This is a genomic window from Kitasatospora sp. NPDC057738, assembly GCF_042798815.1.
In the GTDB taxonomy this organism is placed as follows: Bacteria; Actinomycetota; Actinomycetes; order Streptomycetales; family Streptomycetaceae; genus Kitasatospora; species Kitasatospora lactacystinica.
Window position 1 is genome coordinate 1 of the sequence record NZ_JBHVJT010000120.1, and the last position, 15607, is coordinate 15607.

The following is a 15607-nucleotide window of genomic DNA, read 5'->3' on the forward strand; positions in this document are numbered from 1 at the left end:
GCATCCCCAAGCTTCCCGCGCCGACCACCTCCCCACCTGCTTTTACGCGCCCATATATCCCCCCGCCTCCCCTCCCCCCCCCCCCCCCCCGCCCCCCCCCCCCCCCCCCCCCGCGCCCAGACGCCAGGCGGTCGCCACGCGGTGCCCCGCCGTGCGGGACGCCCTCGGCCGGCGGCGGCCCCCGACGGGGCCGGGGGGACGGGATGTGCGAGTCATGCGGGAGTCCTTTCGTCCGTGGCCGGGCGGTCGCGCGCTCCTCGGTCGCGGCGCTCCTCCCGACGCGTCCCACCGTTCCGCACCTCGCTGGCAGACCCCTGGCAGAGCGCTGGCAGCCACCCCGGCCGGCAGGCCTGCGGCTCACCCGCAGCGGGGGGCACGGCCGGCGGGCGGCCGCGCCCCGGCCCCGAGGGGGCGCGGCGCGCGGCGCGCAGTGGCGCGGATCACAGCCGGTCGGGCGGGGTCGGCGAAATGCGGGGGCCGCCGGGGTGGTTGGCACGGGCGACCGCTTCCGCCCCGGCGCACGCCATCGCTGCCGCTACCGCGAGGAATCCCATGACCGTCACCGAGAACCCGGCCTCCCGCGCGGCCGGGATCCTGTCCCGGCCCGTCACGATCAACGGGCTGACCGTGCCCAACCGCATCGCGATGGCGCCGATGACGCGCAGGTTCTCCCCCGGCGGCGTACCCGGCGAGGACGTGCGCTCCTACTACGCCCGCCGCGCCGCCGCCGGCGTGGGCCTGATCGTCACCGAGGGCACGTACGTCGGCCACGAGTCGGCCGGCCAGAGCGACGACATCCCGCGCTTCCACGGCGAGGAGCAGCTGGCCGGGTGGGCCCGCGTCGCCGAGGACGTCCACGCGGCGGGCGGCACCATCGTGCCGCAGCTCTGGCACATCGGCATGGTGCGCAAGCAGGGCGACCCGCCGTTCGCCGACGCCCCCGCCGTCGGCCCGTCCGGGATCCGGCTGGACGGGACCGAGGGAACCGGTCGGGCGATGACCCGGGCCGACCTGGACGCCGTCATCGGCGCGTTCGCCGAGGCCGCCGCGGCCGCCGAGCGGATCGGCTTCGACGGCGTGGAACTGCACGGCGCTCACGGCTACCTGCTCGACCAGTTCCTGTGGGCGGGCACCAACCGCCGCACCGACGCCTACGGGGGCGACGCGGTCGCCCGGACGGCGTTCACGGCCGAGCTCGTCGCCGCGGTGCGCGAGGCCGTCTCCCCGGAGTTCCCGGTGATCTTCCGCTACTCGCAGTGGAAGTCGGAGAACTACGAGGCCCGTCTCGCCGAGACGCCCCAGGAGCTGGAGGCGATCCTCGCCCCGCTCGCCGCGGCCGGCGTCGACGCCTTCCACGCCTCGACCCGCCGCTACTGGGTCCCCGAGTTCGAGGACTCGGACCTCAACCTCGCCGGCTGGACCAGGAAGCTCACCGGCCGCCCCGCCATCACCGTCGGCTCGGTCGGCCTCGACGGCGACTTCGTCCGCGCGTTCGCGGGCGAGGGCTCCCCGGTCCGGGGCATCGACAACCTGCTCGACCGGCTGGAGCGCGACGAGTTCGACCTGGTCGCCGTCGGCCGCGCCCTGCTTCAGGACCCGCAGTGGGCCGCCAAGGTCCTCTCCGGCCGCTTCGACGACCTGCGCCCCTACGACGCCGCCGCGATCCGCACCCTGAGCTGACCACCGCGCCCGAGGGCCCGGCCGCACCGCGCGTGCGGCCGGGTCCGGCGGGCCGGGCGAGGCCCGACCCCGGGCCCCACTGCTCCGCTGCTCCACTGCTGCACAACCCGACTGCCCCGCAGTCGAGTTGGCAGGCCTGCCCTCGCGTCGGCCTGCCTCCGCCGCGCCCCCGCGCCACGCCCCCGGGCAAACGGGCCCCACCCTACCCGGACGTGCCGTCGCCCGTCGGGGAACCGGGGAGGATGCGTCAAGGTCCCGGCAACGGGACCCCGGCCCGGCGCGTCGCCCCCGCCGATCGGCTAGCGTGGGACGCTCCCCGACCGACACCCCTTCCTGGAGCACAGCGCCGTGTCCGACAGCTTCGCGCACCTGCACGTCCACACCGAGTACTCGATGCTGGACGGGGCGGCGAAGAACGGCAAGCTCTTCGCCGAGGCGGAGAGACAGGGCATGCCCGCCATCGCGATGAGCGACCACGGCAACATGTTCGGCGCCTACGAGTTCTTCCACTCCGCCGCGAAGACCGGGGTGAAGCCGATCATCGGCATCGAGGCGTACGTCGCCCCGGCCTCCCGCTTCCTGAAGAAGCAGGTGTTCTGGTCGCCGGGCGGCCAGCGCCCGTCCGGCGCCGACGGCGAGGGCGGCAAGGACGTCTCCGGCGGCGGCCGCTACACCCACATGACCATGTGGGCACAGAACGCCACCGGTCTGCGGAACCTCTTCAAGCTCTCCTCGCTCGCGTCGATGGAGGGCTACTACATGAAGCCCCGGATGGACCGCGAGCTGATCGCCGCCAACGCGACCGGCATCATCGCCACCACCGGCTGCCCCTCCGGCGAGGTGCAGACCCGGCTGCGGCTCGGGCAGTACGAGGAGGCCGTGAAGGCCGCCGGCGCCTATCAGGACATCTTCGGGAAGGAGAACTACTTCCTGGAGCTGATGGACCACGACCTGTCCATCGAGAGGGACGTCCGCGAGGACCTGCTGCGCCTGGCCAAGCAGCTGAACATCCCGCTGCTGGCCACCAACGACTCGCACTACGTGACCGCCGACCAGGCCGACGCCCACGACAGCCTGCTCTGCGTCGGCGTGGGCAAGAACAAGGACGACCCGAACCGGTTCAAGTTCAACGGCAGCGGCTACTACGTGAAGACCGCCGAGGAGATGCGCGAGCTCTTCCGCGAACTGCCGGAGGCCTGCGACAACACGCTCGCGATCGCCGAGCGGGTCGAGTCGTACGACGAGGTCTTCAACTACGTCGACCGGATGCCGCAGTTCGACGTCCCCGAGGGCGAGACCCAGGCCTCGTTCCTGCGCCAGAAGATCGCCGCCGGCCTCCAGCACCGCTACGGCGACAACCCGAGCCAGGAGGTGCTGGACCGGGTCGAACTGGAGATGGGCGTCATCTCCCCGATGGGCTTCGACGCCTACTTCCTCGTGGTCGCCGACATCTGCCAGTACGCCCGGGACAACGGCATCCCGGTCGGCCCGGGCCGAGGCTCGGCGGCCGGCTCGATGGTCTCCTACCTGACCCGGATCACCGAGCTGGACCCGCTGGAGCACGACCTGCTGTTCGAGCGGTTCCTGAACCCCGAGCGCATCAACCCCCCGGACGTCGACATCGACTTCGACGACCGCCAGCGCGACCAGATGGTGCGCTACGTCACCGAGAAGTACGGCTCCGCCTACACCGCCCAGGTCAACACCTTCGGCACGATCAAGGCCAAGGCCGCCGTCAAGGACGCCAACCGCATCCTCGGCTACCCGTTCGCGATGGGCGACCGGATCACCAAGGCGATGCCGCCGGACGTCATGGGCAAGGGCGTCCCGCTGGCGGACCTCTTCAACGAGAAGCACCCGCGGTACAACGAGGGCACCGAGATCCGCTCGCTGTACGAGAACGAGTCCGACGTCAAGAAGATCATCGACACCGGACTGGGCATCGAGGGCCTGATCCGCGGCACCGGTGTGCACGCCGCCGCCGTCATCCTCTCCTCGACGCCGCTGCTCGACCTCATCCCGCTGCACATGCGGGACAAGGACGGCGTGATCATCACCGGCTTCGACTACCCGTCGTGCGAAGCCATGGGCCTGATCAAGATGGACTTCCTGGGGCTGCGGAACCTGGGCATCATCGATCACTGCATCAAGATCGTCAAGGCCAACCGGGGCGTGGACGTCGACATCGAGAAGATCCCGATCGACGACCCCACCACCTACCAGCTGCTGGCCCGCGGCGACACCCTCGGCGTGTTCCAGCTCGACGGCGGCCCCATGCGCGCCCTGCTCAAGCTGATGAAGCCCACCGAGTTCGCCGACATCTCCGCCGTCTCCGCGCTCTACCGGCCCGGCCCGATGGGCATGAACTCCCACACCAACTACGCGCTCCGCAAGAACGCCCAGCAGGAGATCATCCCGATCCACCCCGAGCTGGAGGAGCCGCTGAAGGACGTCCTCGGCCCCACCTACGGCCTCATCGTCTACCAGGAGCAGGTCCAGCGCGCCGCCCAGGTGCTCGCCGGCTACTCGCTCGGCCAGGCCGACCTGCTCCGCCGGGCGATGGGCAAGAAGAAGAAGGAGGTGCTGGAGAAGGAGTTCGTCCCCTTCCACGCCGGCTGCAAGGAGCGCGGCTACTCCGACGAGGCCATCCAGGCGGTCTGGGACGTCCTGGTCCCGTTCGCCGGCTACGCGTTCAACAAATCGCACTCCGCCGCGTACGGCCTGGTCTCCTACCAGACCGCCTACCTCAAGGCCAACTACCCAGCGGAGTACATGGCCGCGCTGCTCACCTCGGTCGCCGACGACAAGGACAAGATGGCGGTCTACCTGGCCGAGTGCCGGCAGATGGGCATCAAGATCCTCTCCCCCGACGTCAACGAGTCCGTGGTCGACTTCACCGCCGTCGGCAGCGACGTCCGGTTCGGCCTCAAGGCCGTGCGCAACGTCGGCGTACCCGTGATCGAGTCCCTGGTGCGCACCCGCGGCGAGCAGGGCAAGTACACCTCCTTCGCCGACTTCCTGGACAAGGTCGAACTGGTGGTGTGCAACAAGCGCACCGTCGACTCCCTCGTCAAGGCGGGCGCCTTCGACTCCCTCGGCCACACCCGGCTCTCGCTCAGCACCGTGCACGAGAGCGCGATCGACGCCGTCACCGGGCTGAAGAAGCAACAGGCCATCGGCCAGGACGACCTCTTCGGCGCCCTGGACACCGGCAACGACGGACCCGGCATCGGGCTGGACTTCCAGCTCACCGAGAACGAATGGCCCCGCCGCCAACTCCTCGCCCTGGAACGCGAGATGCTCGGCCTCTACGTCTCCAGTCACCCGCTCGACGGCGCCGAGCACATCCTCTCCCAGAGCCGCGACACCTCGATCGCCGAACTCCTCGGCTCCGGCCGCTCCGAGGGCGAGGTGCGCCTGTCCGGCCTGATCACCGGCGTCGACCGGCGGATCAACAAGGCCGGCAACGCGTGGGCCATCATCACCCTCGCCGACCGCGACGGCTCCGTCGAGGTGCTGTTCTTCCCCGCGACCTACAACCTGATGGCCGAGCAGATGATCGAGGACAACGTCATCTCGATCCGCGGCCGGCTCAACGAACGCGACGGGTCCCTGAGCGTCTTCGGCCAGGAGATCACCACCCTCGACGTCTCCTCCGCCGAGCTCGGCACCAAGCCGCCGGTGCACATCACCGTCCCGGCCGCCCGGATCAACCCCCAGGTGGTCGCCGAACTCAAGCTCGCCCTCCAGGCCCACCCCGGCGACGTCCCGGTCCGGCTGCGCACCACCAACTGGGACAAGGACACCCTCTACGAGCTCGGATACCGGGTGAACCCGGACAACGGGCTCGCCTCGGACGTCAAGACCCTCCTCGGCAACCGCGCCTGGGTGGGCGCAGCCGTCCGGTCCTGACCGGCGCCGGGGGAAGATGAGAGTCGGAGTGTGGGCGGCGATCGAAGAACAGCTGGTGTCTTCATTTCCTTCCGGTCAGGACGGAAGCGGCGGGCCCGGCGGTCCGGCCACGCGGTCCCGGTTACCCGGTCCTGGTCGCGCCGGACCGCTTCGCGCACTCCGGCAGGTACGAGGAGCCCGCGGCGCCGGCCGCCAGCCAGCCGACGGCCAGCAGCCAGCCGGCGAGGACGTCCAGCGGCCAGTGCACGCCGAGGTAGATACGGCTCAGGCCGATCGTGCCCGCGAACAGCACGGCGCCGACGACGGCCGCGCGGGTGGCGGCCGGGCGCGTACGGGCGACGGCGAGCGCGAGCAGGCCGGCGCAGAGGGCGGACGTGAAGGCGTGCCCGGAGGGGAAGGCGAAACCGGAGGCGGTGAACGCCCAGTCCGTCACGGGCGGCCGGGGCCGGCCGAAGGCGTGCATCAGTCCCTGGCGCAGCAGTTGCCCCAGCGCCAGCCACACCACGGGCAGGAGCAGCGCCCGTACCGTCGTCCACCGGCGCCTCGGCGAGCCGGTGGTCCCGAGGGCGGTGAGGACGCCCGCGGCCAGGGCGAGGAGGTAGGGGACCACGCCGGTGCCGAGGGAGGTGACGGCCATGGCCACGGCTCGGGCGAGCTCCGGGCGATGCGCGGTGCACCAGTCGATGGCGGTCTGCTCGAAGGCGAACGGCGCCCAGCCGTGCACGGCCACCACCGCCGCGACCACCGCGAAGGCCGACCACGCACCGACGAGCACCACCACCCACCGCCGACGCTCCGTCATCCGGTCAGCCGCCATCCCAGCCCTCCTGCCAGCACCGCGCGGGGCCACCGGAACGCGGCCCCGCGCGGCCAGGGTAGCGAGCCCGCGCCCGGCGGCACCGGCCGGCGCCCCCGCCACGGCCTCGCGCGGGTCGTGGCCCCCGGCCGGTCGACGCCGGTTCACCAGGTCGTCCTGAACGGCCCCGGCCACCGCCCCGCGCTGCCCCGCCGGGCCACCGGCGAACCCCACCGACCGGCGCGGCGCGCCCTCGACGGCCGATCAGAGGACCGGCGGCCCCGCCTCGACGCGGCGGAGCACCGGGAGCAGCCGATCCAGGTCCGGGCCGGTCTGGAGCCGGCGCTCGTCCCACCAGGTGGCACCGGCGTCGCGCAGCGGACCGATCACATCCCTGGCCCTGGCCGCGTCCGGCGGCGTGGCGCCGCCGAGCACGAACTCGAAGGGGCGCTCGGCCGCGACCGTACGGTGCCCGCGCACATAGCCGACCAGATCCCGTACCTCCGCCACGTCCGGTACCTGGCCGTGCCGGGCCGTCTCGAAGAGCGGCACCGCGCCGTCCCACCGCGCCGCCCTTCGCATCGGCGGGCGGCGCGGCCAGAACCCGCCGATCCACACCGGCGGACAGGGCTGCTGCGCGGTGGCGGGCAGCAAGGTCACGTCCCGGACCTCGTAGTGCCGGCCGTGGTGGTCCACCGCCTCGCCGGACCAGAAGCGCCTCAACAGCTCCAGCCCCTCGTCCAGTCGTTCGGCCAGGAGGCGCGGTTCGGAGGTGTCGCCGAAGCTGAGGTATTCGTCCTCGATCGGACCGCCCAGGCCGGCGGCGAAGATCACCCGGCCGCCGCTGAGGACGTCCAGGGTGGCGACCTGGCGGGCGAGTTGCTGCGGCCGGTACCGGGGGACCGGCGTCAGCAGGGTACCCAGCCGGATCCGGGAGGTCGCCAGCGCGGCCGCGGTCAGCAGCATCCAGGGGTCGGCGAACGGACGCCCCTGGTGTCGTCGATGCAGTACGTGGTCCCAGACGAACAGGCCGTCCCAGCCTGCCTGTTCGGCGGCGGCGGCCACGGTCGCGACGTTGCGGGGGTCGGCGAAGTCACCGAAGTTGGGGATGTTGACGGAGAAGCGCATTCCAGCAGGATGCGCAGCCGGCCCCGGAGCGGGCAAGACGTGTGCCCCATCAGGCTTCCCGAGCACCCGGGAAGTCACCCGGGTCCTGGCGTCGGCGGCTTCACGAGGTAGGACGAGCCCGGCAACCGTCCACCTGCACAGACGTGATCGGGTAGCGGAACGGGCCGCTCTGAGTACCCGTACTCAGGCCGGCCCGGCCGTGATCGCCGGAGCATGGAGGCATGCAATCAGCAGCGATACCGCGGATCGGCATCACCGCCGTCGGCTCCCACCTGCCGGCCCGCCGGCTCACCTCCCAGCAGCTTCAGGACGAGATCGCCACGGGCGGCCGACTCGCCCTGCCGGAGCGGATGTTCGAGAAGGCGACCGGGATCCGCAGCCGGCACTTCGCCGCCGACGACGAGTACGCCTCCACCCTCGCCGTCGGCGCCGCCCGGCGCGCCCTCGACACCCGCGGGCTGCATCCGCGGGACGTGGACCTGCTGCTGTTCGCCTCCGCCACCCGGGACGTCTGCGAGCCCGCCACCGCCCACATCGTGCAGGCCGAACTCGGCACCCGGGCCCACGCGTTGGACGTCAGCAACGCCTGCAACAGCTTCCTCAACGGGATCGACCTGGCCCGGGCGATGATCCTGGCCGGACGGGCCCGCCGCGCCCTGGTCGTCACCGGGGAGACCCCCAGCCGGGCCATGCGCCGCGCTCCCTCCGGCATCGCGGAGGTGCGCGACGGCTTCGCCGGCTACACCTTCGGCGACGCCGGGGCGGCCGTCGTCGTCGAGGCCGTCGAGCGGGGCGGCATCCTCGACATCGAGACCGCCACCGCCTCCGAGCACTGGGAGGCCGGCGGGATCCCCGGCGGCGGGTCCCGGCACCCGCGCGGCGACGAGCACAGCTACTTCCGCGGCGGCGGCAAGGAGTTGCGCGGCATCTTCGAGACGATCGGCCCGGCCGTTCTGGCCCGGCTCGCCGCCCGCACCGGCCTCGGCTGGGACGACTACGCCCGCGTCCTGGTGCACCAGGTGACCCTCCCGTACCTGGAACGCTTCGTCGAACTGACCGGGGCGCCGGCCGGGAAGCTGGTCCTCACCGTCCCGGAGATCGGCAACGTCGCCAGCGCCACCCTGGGCGTCCAACTCGACCGGATACGCGACACGCTGGCCCCCGGGGACAAGGTCCTGCTGGTCGGCCTCGGCGGCGGCGTCAGCCTGATGACCATGGTCTGGGAGGCGTCGTGAGGACCGATCTGTGGGTGGTGGTCCCCGCCTACCAGGAGCAGGACCGCATCGACGGGGTGCTGCGCGCCCTCACCGCCCAGCGCGACCGCGACTTCACCCTCCTCGTCGCCGACAACGGCTCCACCGACGGCACCGTCGCCACCGTCCGCGCGTTCGCCGCCCGCGCACCGTTCCCGGTCGAGGTGCTGGTCGAGCCGGAGAAGGGCGTCGGCTCCGCCGTGGACACCGCCTTCCGCCACGCGATCGCCCACGGCGCCACCCTGCTCGCCCGCACCGACGCCGACTGCCTGCCCGAACCCGGCTGGACCGCCGCCGCCCGGGCCGGCCTGCTGGACAGCGGAGGGCTCGTCTGCGGCCGGGTCACCGCCCGCCGCGACGAACACGGGCCGGCCGGACGCGCGGTGTTCCTGCTGCTGGTCGCCCTCGGCGCCTTCTTCGGCCGGATCCGGCCGGCCCACCACCGCCGGCACGGCTACCTGACCCCCTACCGGATGCACGCGGGCAACAACATGGCGATCACCGCCGAGCTCTACCAGGCCGTCGGCGGCATGCCCCGCCGACCCTCCCCCACCGACCGGGCGTTCCTCAACAGGGTCCGCCGGCACACCACGGCGGTGGTGCGCCGCCGCGACATGGTGGTGCAGAACTCCACGCGCCGGATCCGCGCGTACGGGGTGGTGGGCACGGCGCGCTGGTACCTGGAGCGCGGGGCCGGACCGCGCCCCGTCGACGTCCGCTGAGCCGGCATCCAGGCGTCCAGGCATCCATCGGACCGGCCGTCGTCGACCGAACCCGCCGGCGGCCGCCTGGACCGCCGGGGCCGCCGATTCCCACCGCGGCGGCCGTCGCAGCCGCCCACCCAGCCCACCTCCGCTCCCCGAAAGCAGCCCTCCGTGCTCGACCGCCTCGCCCACGCCCTGCGCGCCGACCATCCCGAGCGGCCCGCCGTCCTGCGCCAGACCGCCCTGGGCACCGTCCGCCCGGTGATCCGCCGGGGCGAGCTCGCCGACCTGGCCGACGGCTACGCCGCCGCCCTGCACGCCCACGGCCTCGGCTCCGGCTCTCGCTCCGGTCCCGGTCCCGGCGCGACCGTCGGCGTCGCCGTCCGTCCCGGCCCGCGCGCGCTGGCCGTCATGCTCGCCGCCCACCGGCTGGGCCTGCGGATCGCCGTCCTCGACCCGACCGCCGGACCCGACGTGCTCGCCGCCCGACTCGCACTGGCCCGCCCCGATCTCTTCCTCGCCGACGCCGCGGCCCAGGCCGTCGCCGGCTGGGCGGGGCCGCTGGCCCGCCGCGCCGACCTCGCACTCCCCCGGCTCACCGCACTGGGGCCGGTCGCCACCCTCGGCCGCCGCCTGCCCGGCTGCGCACCCCGGCTGCGCCCGGCGGACAGCGCCCTGCCCGCTGCCCCGTCCGAGGGCGACGGCCACGGCCACGGCAGCGAGGACGCGGTGATCGTCTTCACCTCCGGCACCACCGCCCGACCGCGCGCCGTCGTCCACACCCGCGCCGGCCTCGCCGCCGGGCTGGGCACCGTCGCCGACCTGGTCGGCCCGCGCCCCGGCACGGTCGTCCTCGGCGGCACCTTCTTCGTCCTCGTCCCGGCACTCGCCGCCGGCGCCGCCGTCGTTCTGCCCGCCCGCCGCCCCGCCGCGCTCGGCCGCCAGCTCGCCCGGCTCTCCCCCGCCCACACCTACCTCACCCCGCCGCAGCTGCGCGCCGCCCTCACCGCCGGGGCCCGCTTCACCGGCCGGGTCTGGACGGGCTCCGCCCCCGCCGACGCCGCCCTGCTGCGCCGGGTCAAGCAATCCGGTGCCGACGAAGCGTGGAGCGTCTACGCGCTCACCGAACTGTTCCCCGCCGCCGCGGTCGAGGAGGCGGACAAGGCCGCCCACGACGGGAACGGCGACCTCGTCGGCCACCCGCTGCCCGGCGTCCGGGCCCGCCTCGCCGAGGACGGCGAACTCCACCTCACCGGCCCCGGCGCCCGCCACCGCTACCTCGGCGAGGAACCCGACCCGTGGATCCGCACCGGCGACCACGCCCGCCTCACCCCCGACGGACGGATCGTCCTCGCCGGCCGCCTCAAGGACATGGTGCTGCGCCACGCCGAGAACATCTACCCGGGCCTGTACGAGCCCGCGCTGCACGTGCCCGGCGTCGAACTGGCCGTGCTGGTCGGCGTTCCCGACGGGAACGGGGACGAACGGCTGGTCGCCCTCGTCCAGCCCGCGCCCAGGACCGACCCGCGGCACCTGCGCGCCGCCCTGCGCGGGCCGCTCGACCGCATGGGCTCCGCCCGCCCCGACGCCGTCCTGTTCGGCACCGTCCCGCTCGCCGGCCGCTCCCGCAAACCCGACCGGGCCGCGGCATCCGCCCACTGCGCACAGGAGTTGGCCCGATGAACCCGTCCGACCGCACGACCGCCACCGCGACGCCCACCGGGACCCTCTCCGGGACCACCACCGCCACGGACCTCGCGTCCCTCGCCGCCTCCCGCCGGGCCCGGCGCCGCGACCGACGCGTCTACCTGCACAGCCACCCCGCGCTCTTCGCGCTGCTCTGCGCCACCCGCCGCCGCCCGGTCCTGCGGATCGGCCGCACCCTGCTGGTGCACGGCGCCGACGCCTACCGCGAGGCCCTCACCCGCGTCCCGCTGCACCGCACCGCGCCCGGCACCACCGGCGGCGCGGCGGCCCGGCTCACCGACGGCGGCGCGCTGTTCGACCAGGACGGCGGCGACCACCGCACCGCCCGCCGTACGCTGGCCGCCGGCGTCGACACCGGCGCCCGCGCCCGGATCCGCCCGCTCTGGCAGGCCGTCCTCGCCGAGCGCGTCCCCGACCTGGCCACCGGGCACCTCGAACTCGTGGACCTGGTAAGGGAGCTGGCCGGAACCACCGCCGCCGCCCTCACCGGTGCGGCCGTCCCGGCACGTCGACTCGCCGACGCCGCAGCCGAGGCGGCCGCCGCTGCCGCCCGCGACCACCTGCCAGGACCGCGCCCGGGCCGTGCCCGCGCCGCGGCCGAGGCGGTCGACGCCGCTGCCCGCCTCAGCGCCCTGCTGCCCGATCCGCGTGACGCCATGGTCGCCGTCGCCGCCGTCAACACCACCCTCGCGGCCGTCCCCCGCGCCGTCGCCTGGTGCGCCAACGCCGGCCTGTGGGCGGCCGTCGACGGGGCCACCGCGCCCCGTCTCGCCGCCGAACTGCTGCGCCTCACCGCGCCCTCCCCGCTGCTGCCCAGGGCGGCCGCCGCCGACGCCATCCTCGCCGGTCACCGGGTGCGCCGCGGCGACCGGCTGATCCTGGTCGCCCGGCACGCCGCCCACGCCCACCACCGCGCTCCGAGCCCGGACCCTGCCGCCACCCAGGCCGTCTTCGGCGCCGGCCCCCACGCCTGCCCCGGTGCGGGCCTGGCCCGCGCCCAACTCGCCGACGTGCTCCTCGCACTGGCCCCCCATCGCCCGGTGGTCACCCGAGCCCGCGTCGACCGCCGCTGCGCCCTGCCCGGCTACGCCGAACTCACGCTCCGCCGAGGACGGTCCTGATGCGCATCGCCGTCACCGGCGCCTCCGGATTCTGCGGCGCCCACCTCGCCCGCACCGCCGCCGCCCTGGGCCTGGACGTCACCTGCCACGGCCGCCGCCCCGGACCGGTCGGCCGCCACCTCGGCTGGGACGCCGCCGCCCACGACCCCGACTTCACCGGCGCCGACCTCGTCGTCCACTGCGCCGCCGCCGTCGCCGACCTGCCCCCGGGCCACCCGGCGGAGGCCCACCAGCGCACCGTCAACGTCACCGGCACCGAGCGCGTCCTGCGCGCCACCGCCGGCCGCCCCCTCGTCCACGTCAGCAGCGCCAGCGTCTACGATCCCCGCACCAGCGCCGCCGTCCTCACCGAGGACCACCCCACCACCGCCGGCCACCTCAACGCCTACGGCCGCACCAAGGCCGCCGCCGAGCGGCTCGCCCTCGCGGCCGGTGCCGTCGTCCTGCGCCCCCGCGCCGTGTACGGCCCCGGAGACCCGCACCTCCTTCCGCAGCTGCTCGGCCGGGCCCGGTACGGTCTGCTGCCGCTGCCCGGCCGGGACCTCCCGCTCAGTCTGACCGCCGTCGCCAACCTCACCGACGCCTGCCTGTCCGCCCTCGGCCTCACCGGCGCCGCGCCCTGGGCTCCCGGCGCCTACAACATCGCGGACGCCGCCCCGTACCGGCGCGACGACGCGCTGCGCCACATCCTCACCGTCCACCGCCGCCCCGCCCGGCTCGCCCACCTCCCCGCGCCGCTCGTCCGCCTCGCCGCCCGCACCGCGGTGGTCCCCGGCCTCACCCCGTACACCGTCGACCTCCTCACCCGCGGTGTCGTCCTCGACCTGACCCGCGCCCGCGCCCAGGGCTGGCACCCCGCCCACGACCTGCGCGACTACCACCCCTGACACCTGCCCGAGCGAACGGGGGATGCCGGGAGAATCGCCGGAGGATGCTTGACAAACTCAACCTTTCATCCCTAGGGTCGCCATTGCTTCAGGTAGTGAAAAATTTCTGCCCGCAAGCACCGGCTCCCCACCTCAAGACCGCGAGACCCCTCATGACTGACGCCATCCCCACCGTGGTCGCCCGCCTGCGGGCCGAATTCTCCACCGGCCGGACCAGGCCGCTCACCTGGCGCCTGAACAGGCTGGCCGCCCTGCGCGCCCTGCTCACCGAACAGGCCGAGGCGTTCCAGCAGGCCCTGCACACCGACCTCGGCAAGAGCGCCGCCGAGGCGTACCGGACCGAGATCGGCTTCACGCTCAACGAACTCGACCACACCGTCGCCCACTTGGCCGAGTGGCTGGACCCGAAGCCGGCCGCCGTACCGGAGGTCTTCCGCCCCGCCGAGGCCCGGATCGTCCGCGAACCCCTGGGCGTGGTGCTGATCATCGCCCCCTGGAACTACCCGCTCCAGCTCGCCCTGGCCCCGCTCGTCGGCGCCCTGGCCGCCAGGAACACCGCCGTCCTCAAGCCCAGCGAACTCGCCCCCGCGACCTCCGCGGCCGTGGCCGAGCTGCTGCCGCGCTACCTCGGCGAGGAGGCCGTGGCGGTCGTCGAAGGCGCCGTCCCGGAGACCACCGCCCTGCTGGAGCAGCGCTTCGACCACATCTTCTACACCGGCAACGGCACCGTCGGACGGATCGTCATGACCGCCGCCGCCAAACACCTGACCCCGGTCACCCTGGAACTCGGCGGCAAGAGCCCGGTCGTGGTCGACCCCGGCACCGACCTCGCCGTCACCGCCCGGCGGATCGCCCGCGGCAAGTTCCTCAACGCCGGACAGACCTGCGTCGCCCCCGACTACGTCCTCGCCGTCGGCGACACCGCGGCCGGCCTGGAACGCGAACTGGCCGACGCCGTACGGGAACTGTTCGGCGAGGACCCGGCCACGAGCACCGAGTACGGGCGCATCGTCAACGAGCGCCACTTCGACCGGCTCACCGCACTGCTCGACGACGGACGCACCGTCACCGGCGGCGGGCACGACCGCGCCACGCGCTACCTCGCCCCGACCGTCCTCGCCGACGTGCCCGCGACCGCCCCCGTGATGCAGTCCGAGATCTTCGGCCCGATCCTGCCCGTCCTCACCGTCCCCGACCTCGACGCGGCGATCGCCTTCATCAACGAGCGCGACAAGCCGCTCGCCCTCTACGCCTTCACCGAATCCGCGGACACCAAGCGGCGACTGACCGAGGAGACCTCCTCCGGCGCGCTCAGCTTCGGACTCCCGGTCTCGCACCTGGCGATGCCCGACCTGCCGTTCGGCGGCGTCGGCGAGAGCGGCATGGGCCGCTACCACGGCGAGTACTCGATCGACACGTTCAGCCACACCAAGGCCGTCGTCGACAAGCCCCTCGGCTGATCCCGACCCTGCCCTCCCCCTCCACCCTCGCCCTCACCCTCGCCACCGGACCGCTGGTCCCACCGGCCCCTGAATCCCTCCGGAGCAACCGTCCATGACCCCGAACGAGCACGTCGACGCCGTGGCCGCCGAGACCCACAGGTTCGCCACCGCCGTACGCTCCGCCGACCCGGCCACCCCCGTCCCCACCTGCCCCGACTGGACCCTCGCCGACCTGCTCCGCCACGCCGGCAGCGTCCAGCGCTGGTTCACCGTCCTGCTGCGGCAACGCATCCAGGCACCGCCCACCAGCCGGGACGTCGACCTCAAGCTCCCCGAACGGGCCGAGGACTACCCGGCGTGGCTCACCGAGGCCGGCGCGGAAGCGGCCGCGACGTTCGCGGCGACCGACCTCGACGCCCCCATGTGGGCCTGGGGCGCCGACCAGCACGCCCGCTTCTGGGTGCGCCGGATGCTCTTCGAGACCCTCGTCCACCGCGTCGACGCCGAACTCGCCCTGGGGCTCAAGCCCGAGATCGACCCGGACCTCGCCGCGGACGGCGTGTCCGAATTCCTCACCAACCTGCCGCACGCCACCCTCTTCGCCCCGCACACGGCCAAGCTCCGCGCCGCCGACCGCACCCTCCGCTTCACCCGCACCGACGGCGACGGCGACTGGCTGATCCACCTGCGCCCCGACGGCTTCGGCCCGGCCCCCGCCGACACGACCGCCACCGACGCCGACGCCACGGTCTCGGCCACCGCCGCCGACCTCCTGCTCCTCCTCTACGGCCGCACCGACCGCTCGGCGCCCGGGATCACGGCCTCCGGGGACGAAGGACTGCTGGACCTCTGGTTCACCAACTCCGCCTTCTAGGAGAGCATCCGGGCACCTGAACCCCCTGCCCGGGGGGCCGCGCCGACGCCCCCGGAGCGGGAAGCCAGGGAGGGGGGAGGAGGACGGACTGCCGGCGGGTCAA

General features: G+C 74.1%; 11 protein-coding genes. 9 read left to right on the plus strand and 2 right to left on the minus strand.

What is annotated here, in order from left to right:
- The first annotated feature begins 552 nt into the window (after positions 1–552).
- Both ACFVGO_RS37635 and dnaE read left to right on the plus strand, forming a co-directional pair.
- The gene (locus ACFVGO_RS37635; protein WP_380549655.1) at positions 553–1680 is read left to right on the plus strand and encodes an NADH:flavin oxidoreductase; all 1128 of its coding nucleotides are present in this window, start codon (positions 553–555) and stop codon (positions 1678–1680) included.
- 348 nt (positions 1681–2028) lie between these two features.
- Positions 2029–5592 carry a DNA polymerase III subunit alpha gene (dnaE, locus tag ACFVGO_RS37640; protein WP_380636685.1) on the plus strand — a complete coding sequence of 1188 codons (3564 nt, stop codon included), beginning with the start codon at positions 2029–2031 and terminating at the stop codon, positions 5590–5592.
- 121 nt (positions 5593–5713) lie between these two features.
- On the opposite strand, the gene ACFVGO_RS37645 is transcribed toward dnaE, so the two are convergent.
- A complete protein-coding gene (locus tag ACFVGO_RS37645) occupies positions 5714–6409 on the minus strand; it encodes a phosphatase PAP2 family protein (protein ID WP_380636687.1) in 696 nt (231 codons plus the stop codon).
- Between the two features lie 243 nt (positions 6410–6652).
- Positions 6653–7516 carry an LLM class flavin-dependent oxidoreductase gene (locus ACFVGO_RS37650; protein WP_380636689.1) on the minus strand — a complete coding sequence of 288 codons (864 nt, stop codon included), beginning with the start codon at positions 7514–7516 and terminating at the stop codon, positions 6653–6655.
- A gap of 221 nt (positions 7517–7737) precedes the next feature.
- On the opposite strand from ACFVGO_RS37650, the gene ACFVGO_RS37655 reads away from it, so the two are divergent.
- From ACFVGO_RS37655 to ACFVGO_RS37685, 7 genes are all read left to right on the plus strand, one after another.
- Complete coding sequence (locus ACFVGO_RS37655) at positions 7738–8751, plus strand: 3-oxoacyl-ACP synthase III family protein (RefSeq protein ID WP_380636691.1); 1014 nt, start codon at positions 7738–7740, stop codon at positions 8749–8751.
- A complete protein-coding gene (locus tag ACFVGO_RS37660; protein ID WP_359915221.1) occupies positions 8748–9491 on the plus strand; it encodes a glycosyltransferase family 2 protein in 744 nt (247 codons plus the stop codon). Before ACFVGO_RS37655 ends, ACFVGO_RS37660 begins: the two co-directional genes overlap by 4 nt.
- 153 nt (positions 9492–9644) lie before the next feature.
- On the plus strand, positions 9645–11156 hold the full coding sequence (locus tag ACFVGO_RS37665; protein WP_380636695.1) for an AMP-binding protein: 1512 nt from the start codon (positions 9645–9647) through the stop codon (positions 11154–11156).
- Positions 11153–12301, plus strand: a complete 1149-nt coding sequence (locus ACFVGO_RS37670; protein ID WP_380636697.1) for a cytochrome P450 — start codon at positions 11153–11155, stop codon at positions 12299–12301. Before ACFVGO_RS37665 ends, ACFVGO_RS37670 begins: the two co-directional genes overlap by 4 nt.
- Positions 12301–13188, plus strand: a complete 888-nt coding sequence (locus ACFVGO_RS37675; RefSeq protein WP_359915215.1) for an NAD(P)-dependent oxidoreductase — start codon at positions 12301–12303, stop codon at positions 13186–13188. The genes ACFVGO_RS37670 and ACFVGO_RS37675 overlap by 1 nt, the downstream gene beginning before the upstream one ends.
- 152 nt (positions 13189–13340) lie before the next feature.
- The gene (locus ACFVGO_RS37680; protein WP_380636699.1) at positions 13341–14648 is read left to right on the plus strand and encodes an aldehyde dehydrogenase family protein; all 1308 of its coding nucleotides are present in this window, start codon (positions 13341–13343) and stop codon (positions 14646–14648) included.
- A gap of 94 nt (positions 14649–14742) precedes the next feature.
- Positions 14743–15504, plus strand: coding sequence for a maleylpyruvate isomerase family mycothiol-dependent enzyme (locus tag ACFVGO_RS37685; RefSeq protein ID WP_380636702.1), 762 nt, complete (start codon positions 14743–14745; stop codon positions 15502–15504).
- Positions 15505–15607: the final 103 nt, after the last annotated feature.

Excerpts from the sequence above, each read along its gene's own strand:
- ACFVGO_RS37635 (WP_380549655.1), top strand. The coding sequence starts at position 553 with ATGACCGTCACCGAGAACCCGGCCTCCCGCGCGGCCGGGATCCTGTCC.
- ACFVGO_RS37645 (WP_380636687.1), bottom strand. The coding sequence starts at position 6,409 with ATGGCGGCTGACCGGATGACGGAGCGTCGGCGGTGGGTGGTGGTGCTC.
- ACFVGO_RS37655 (WP_380636691.1), top strand. The coding sequence starts at position 7,738 with ATGCAATCAGCAGCGATACCGCGGATCGGCATCACCGCCGTCGGCTCC.
- ACFVGO_RS37685 (WP_380636702.1), top strand. The coding sequence starts at position 14,743 with ATGACCCCGAACGAGCACGTCGACGCCGTGGCCGCCGAGACCCACAGG.
- ACFVGO_RS37670 (WP_380636697.1), top strand. The coding sequence starts at position 11,153 with ATGAACCCGTCCGACCGCACGACCGCCACCGCGACGCCCACCGGGACC.
- ACFVGO_RS37650 (WP_380636689.1), bottom strand. The coding sequence starts at position 7,516 with ATGCGCTTCTCCGTCAACATCCCCAACTTCGGTGACTTCGCCGACCCC.
- ACFVGO_RS37680 (WP_380636699.1), top strand. The coding sequence starts at position 13,341 with ATGACTGACGCCATCCCCACCGTGGTCGCCCGCCTGCGGGCCGAATTC.
- ACFVGO_RS37675 (WP_359915215.1), top strand. The coding sequence starts at position 12,301 with ATGCGCATCGCCGTCACCGGCGCCTCCGGATTCTGCGGCGCCCACCTC.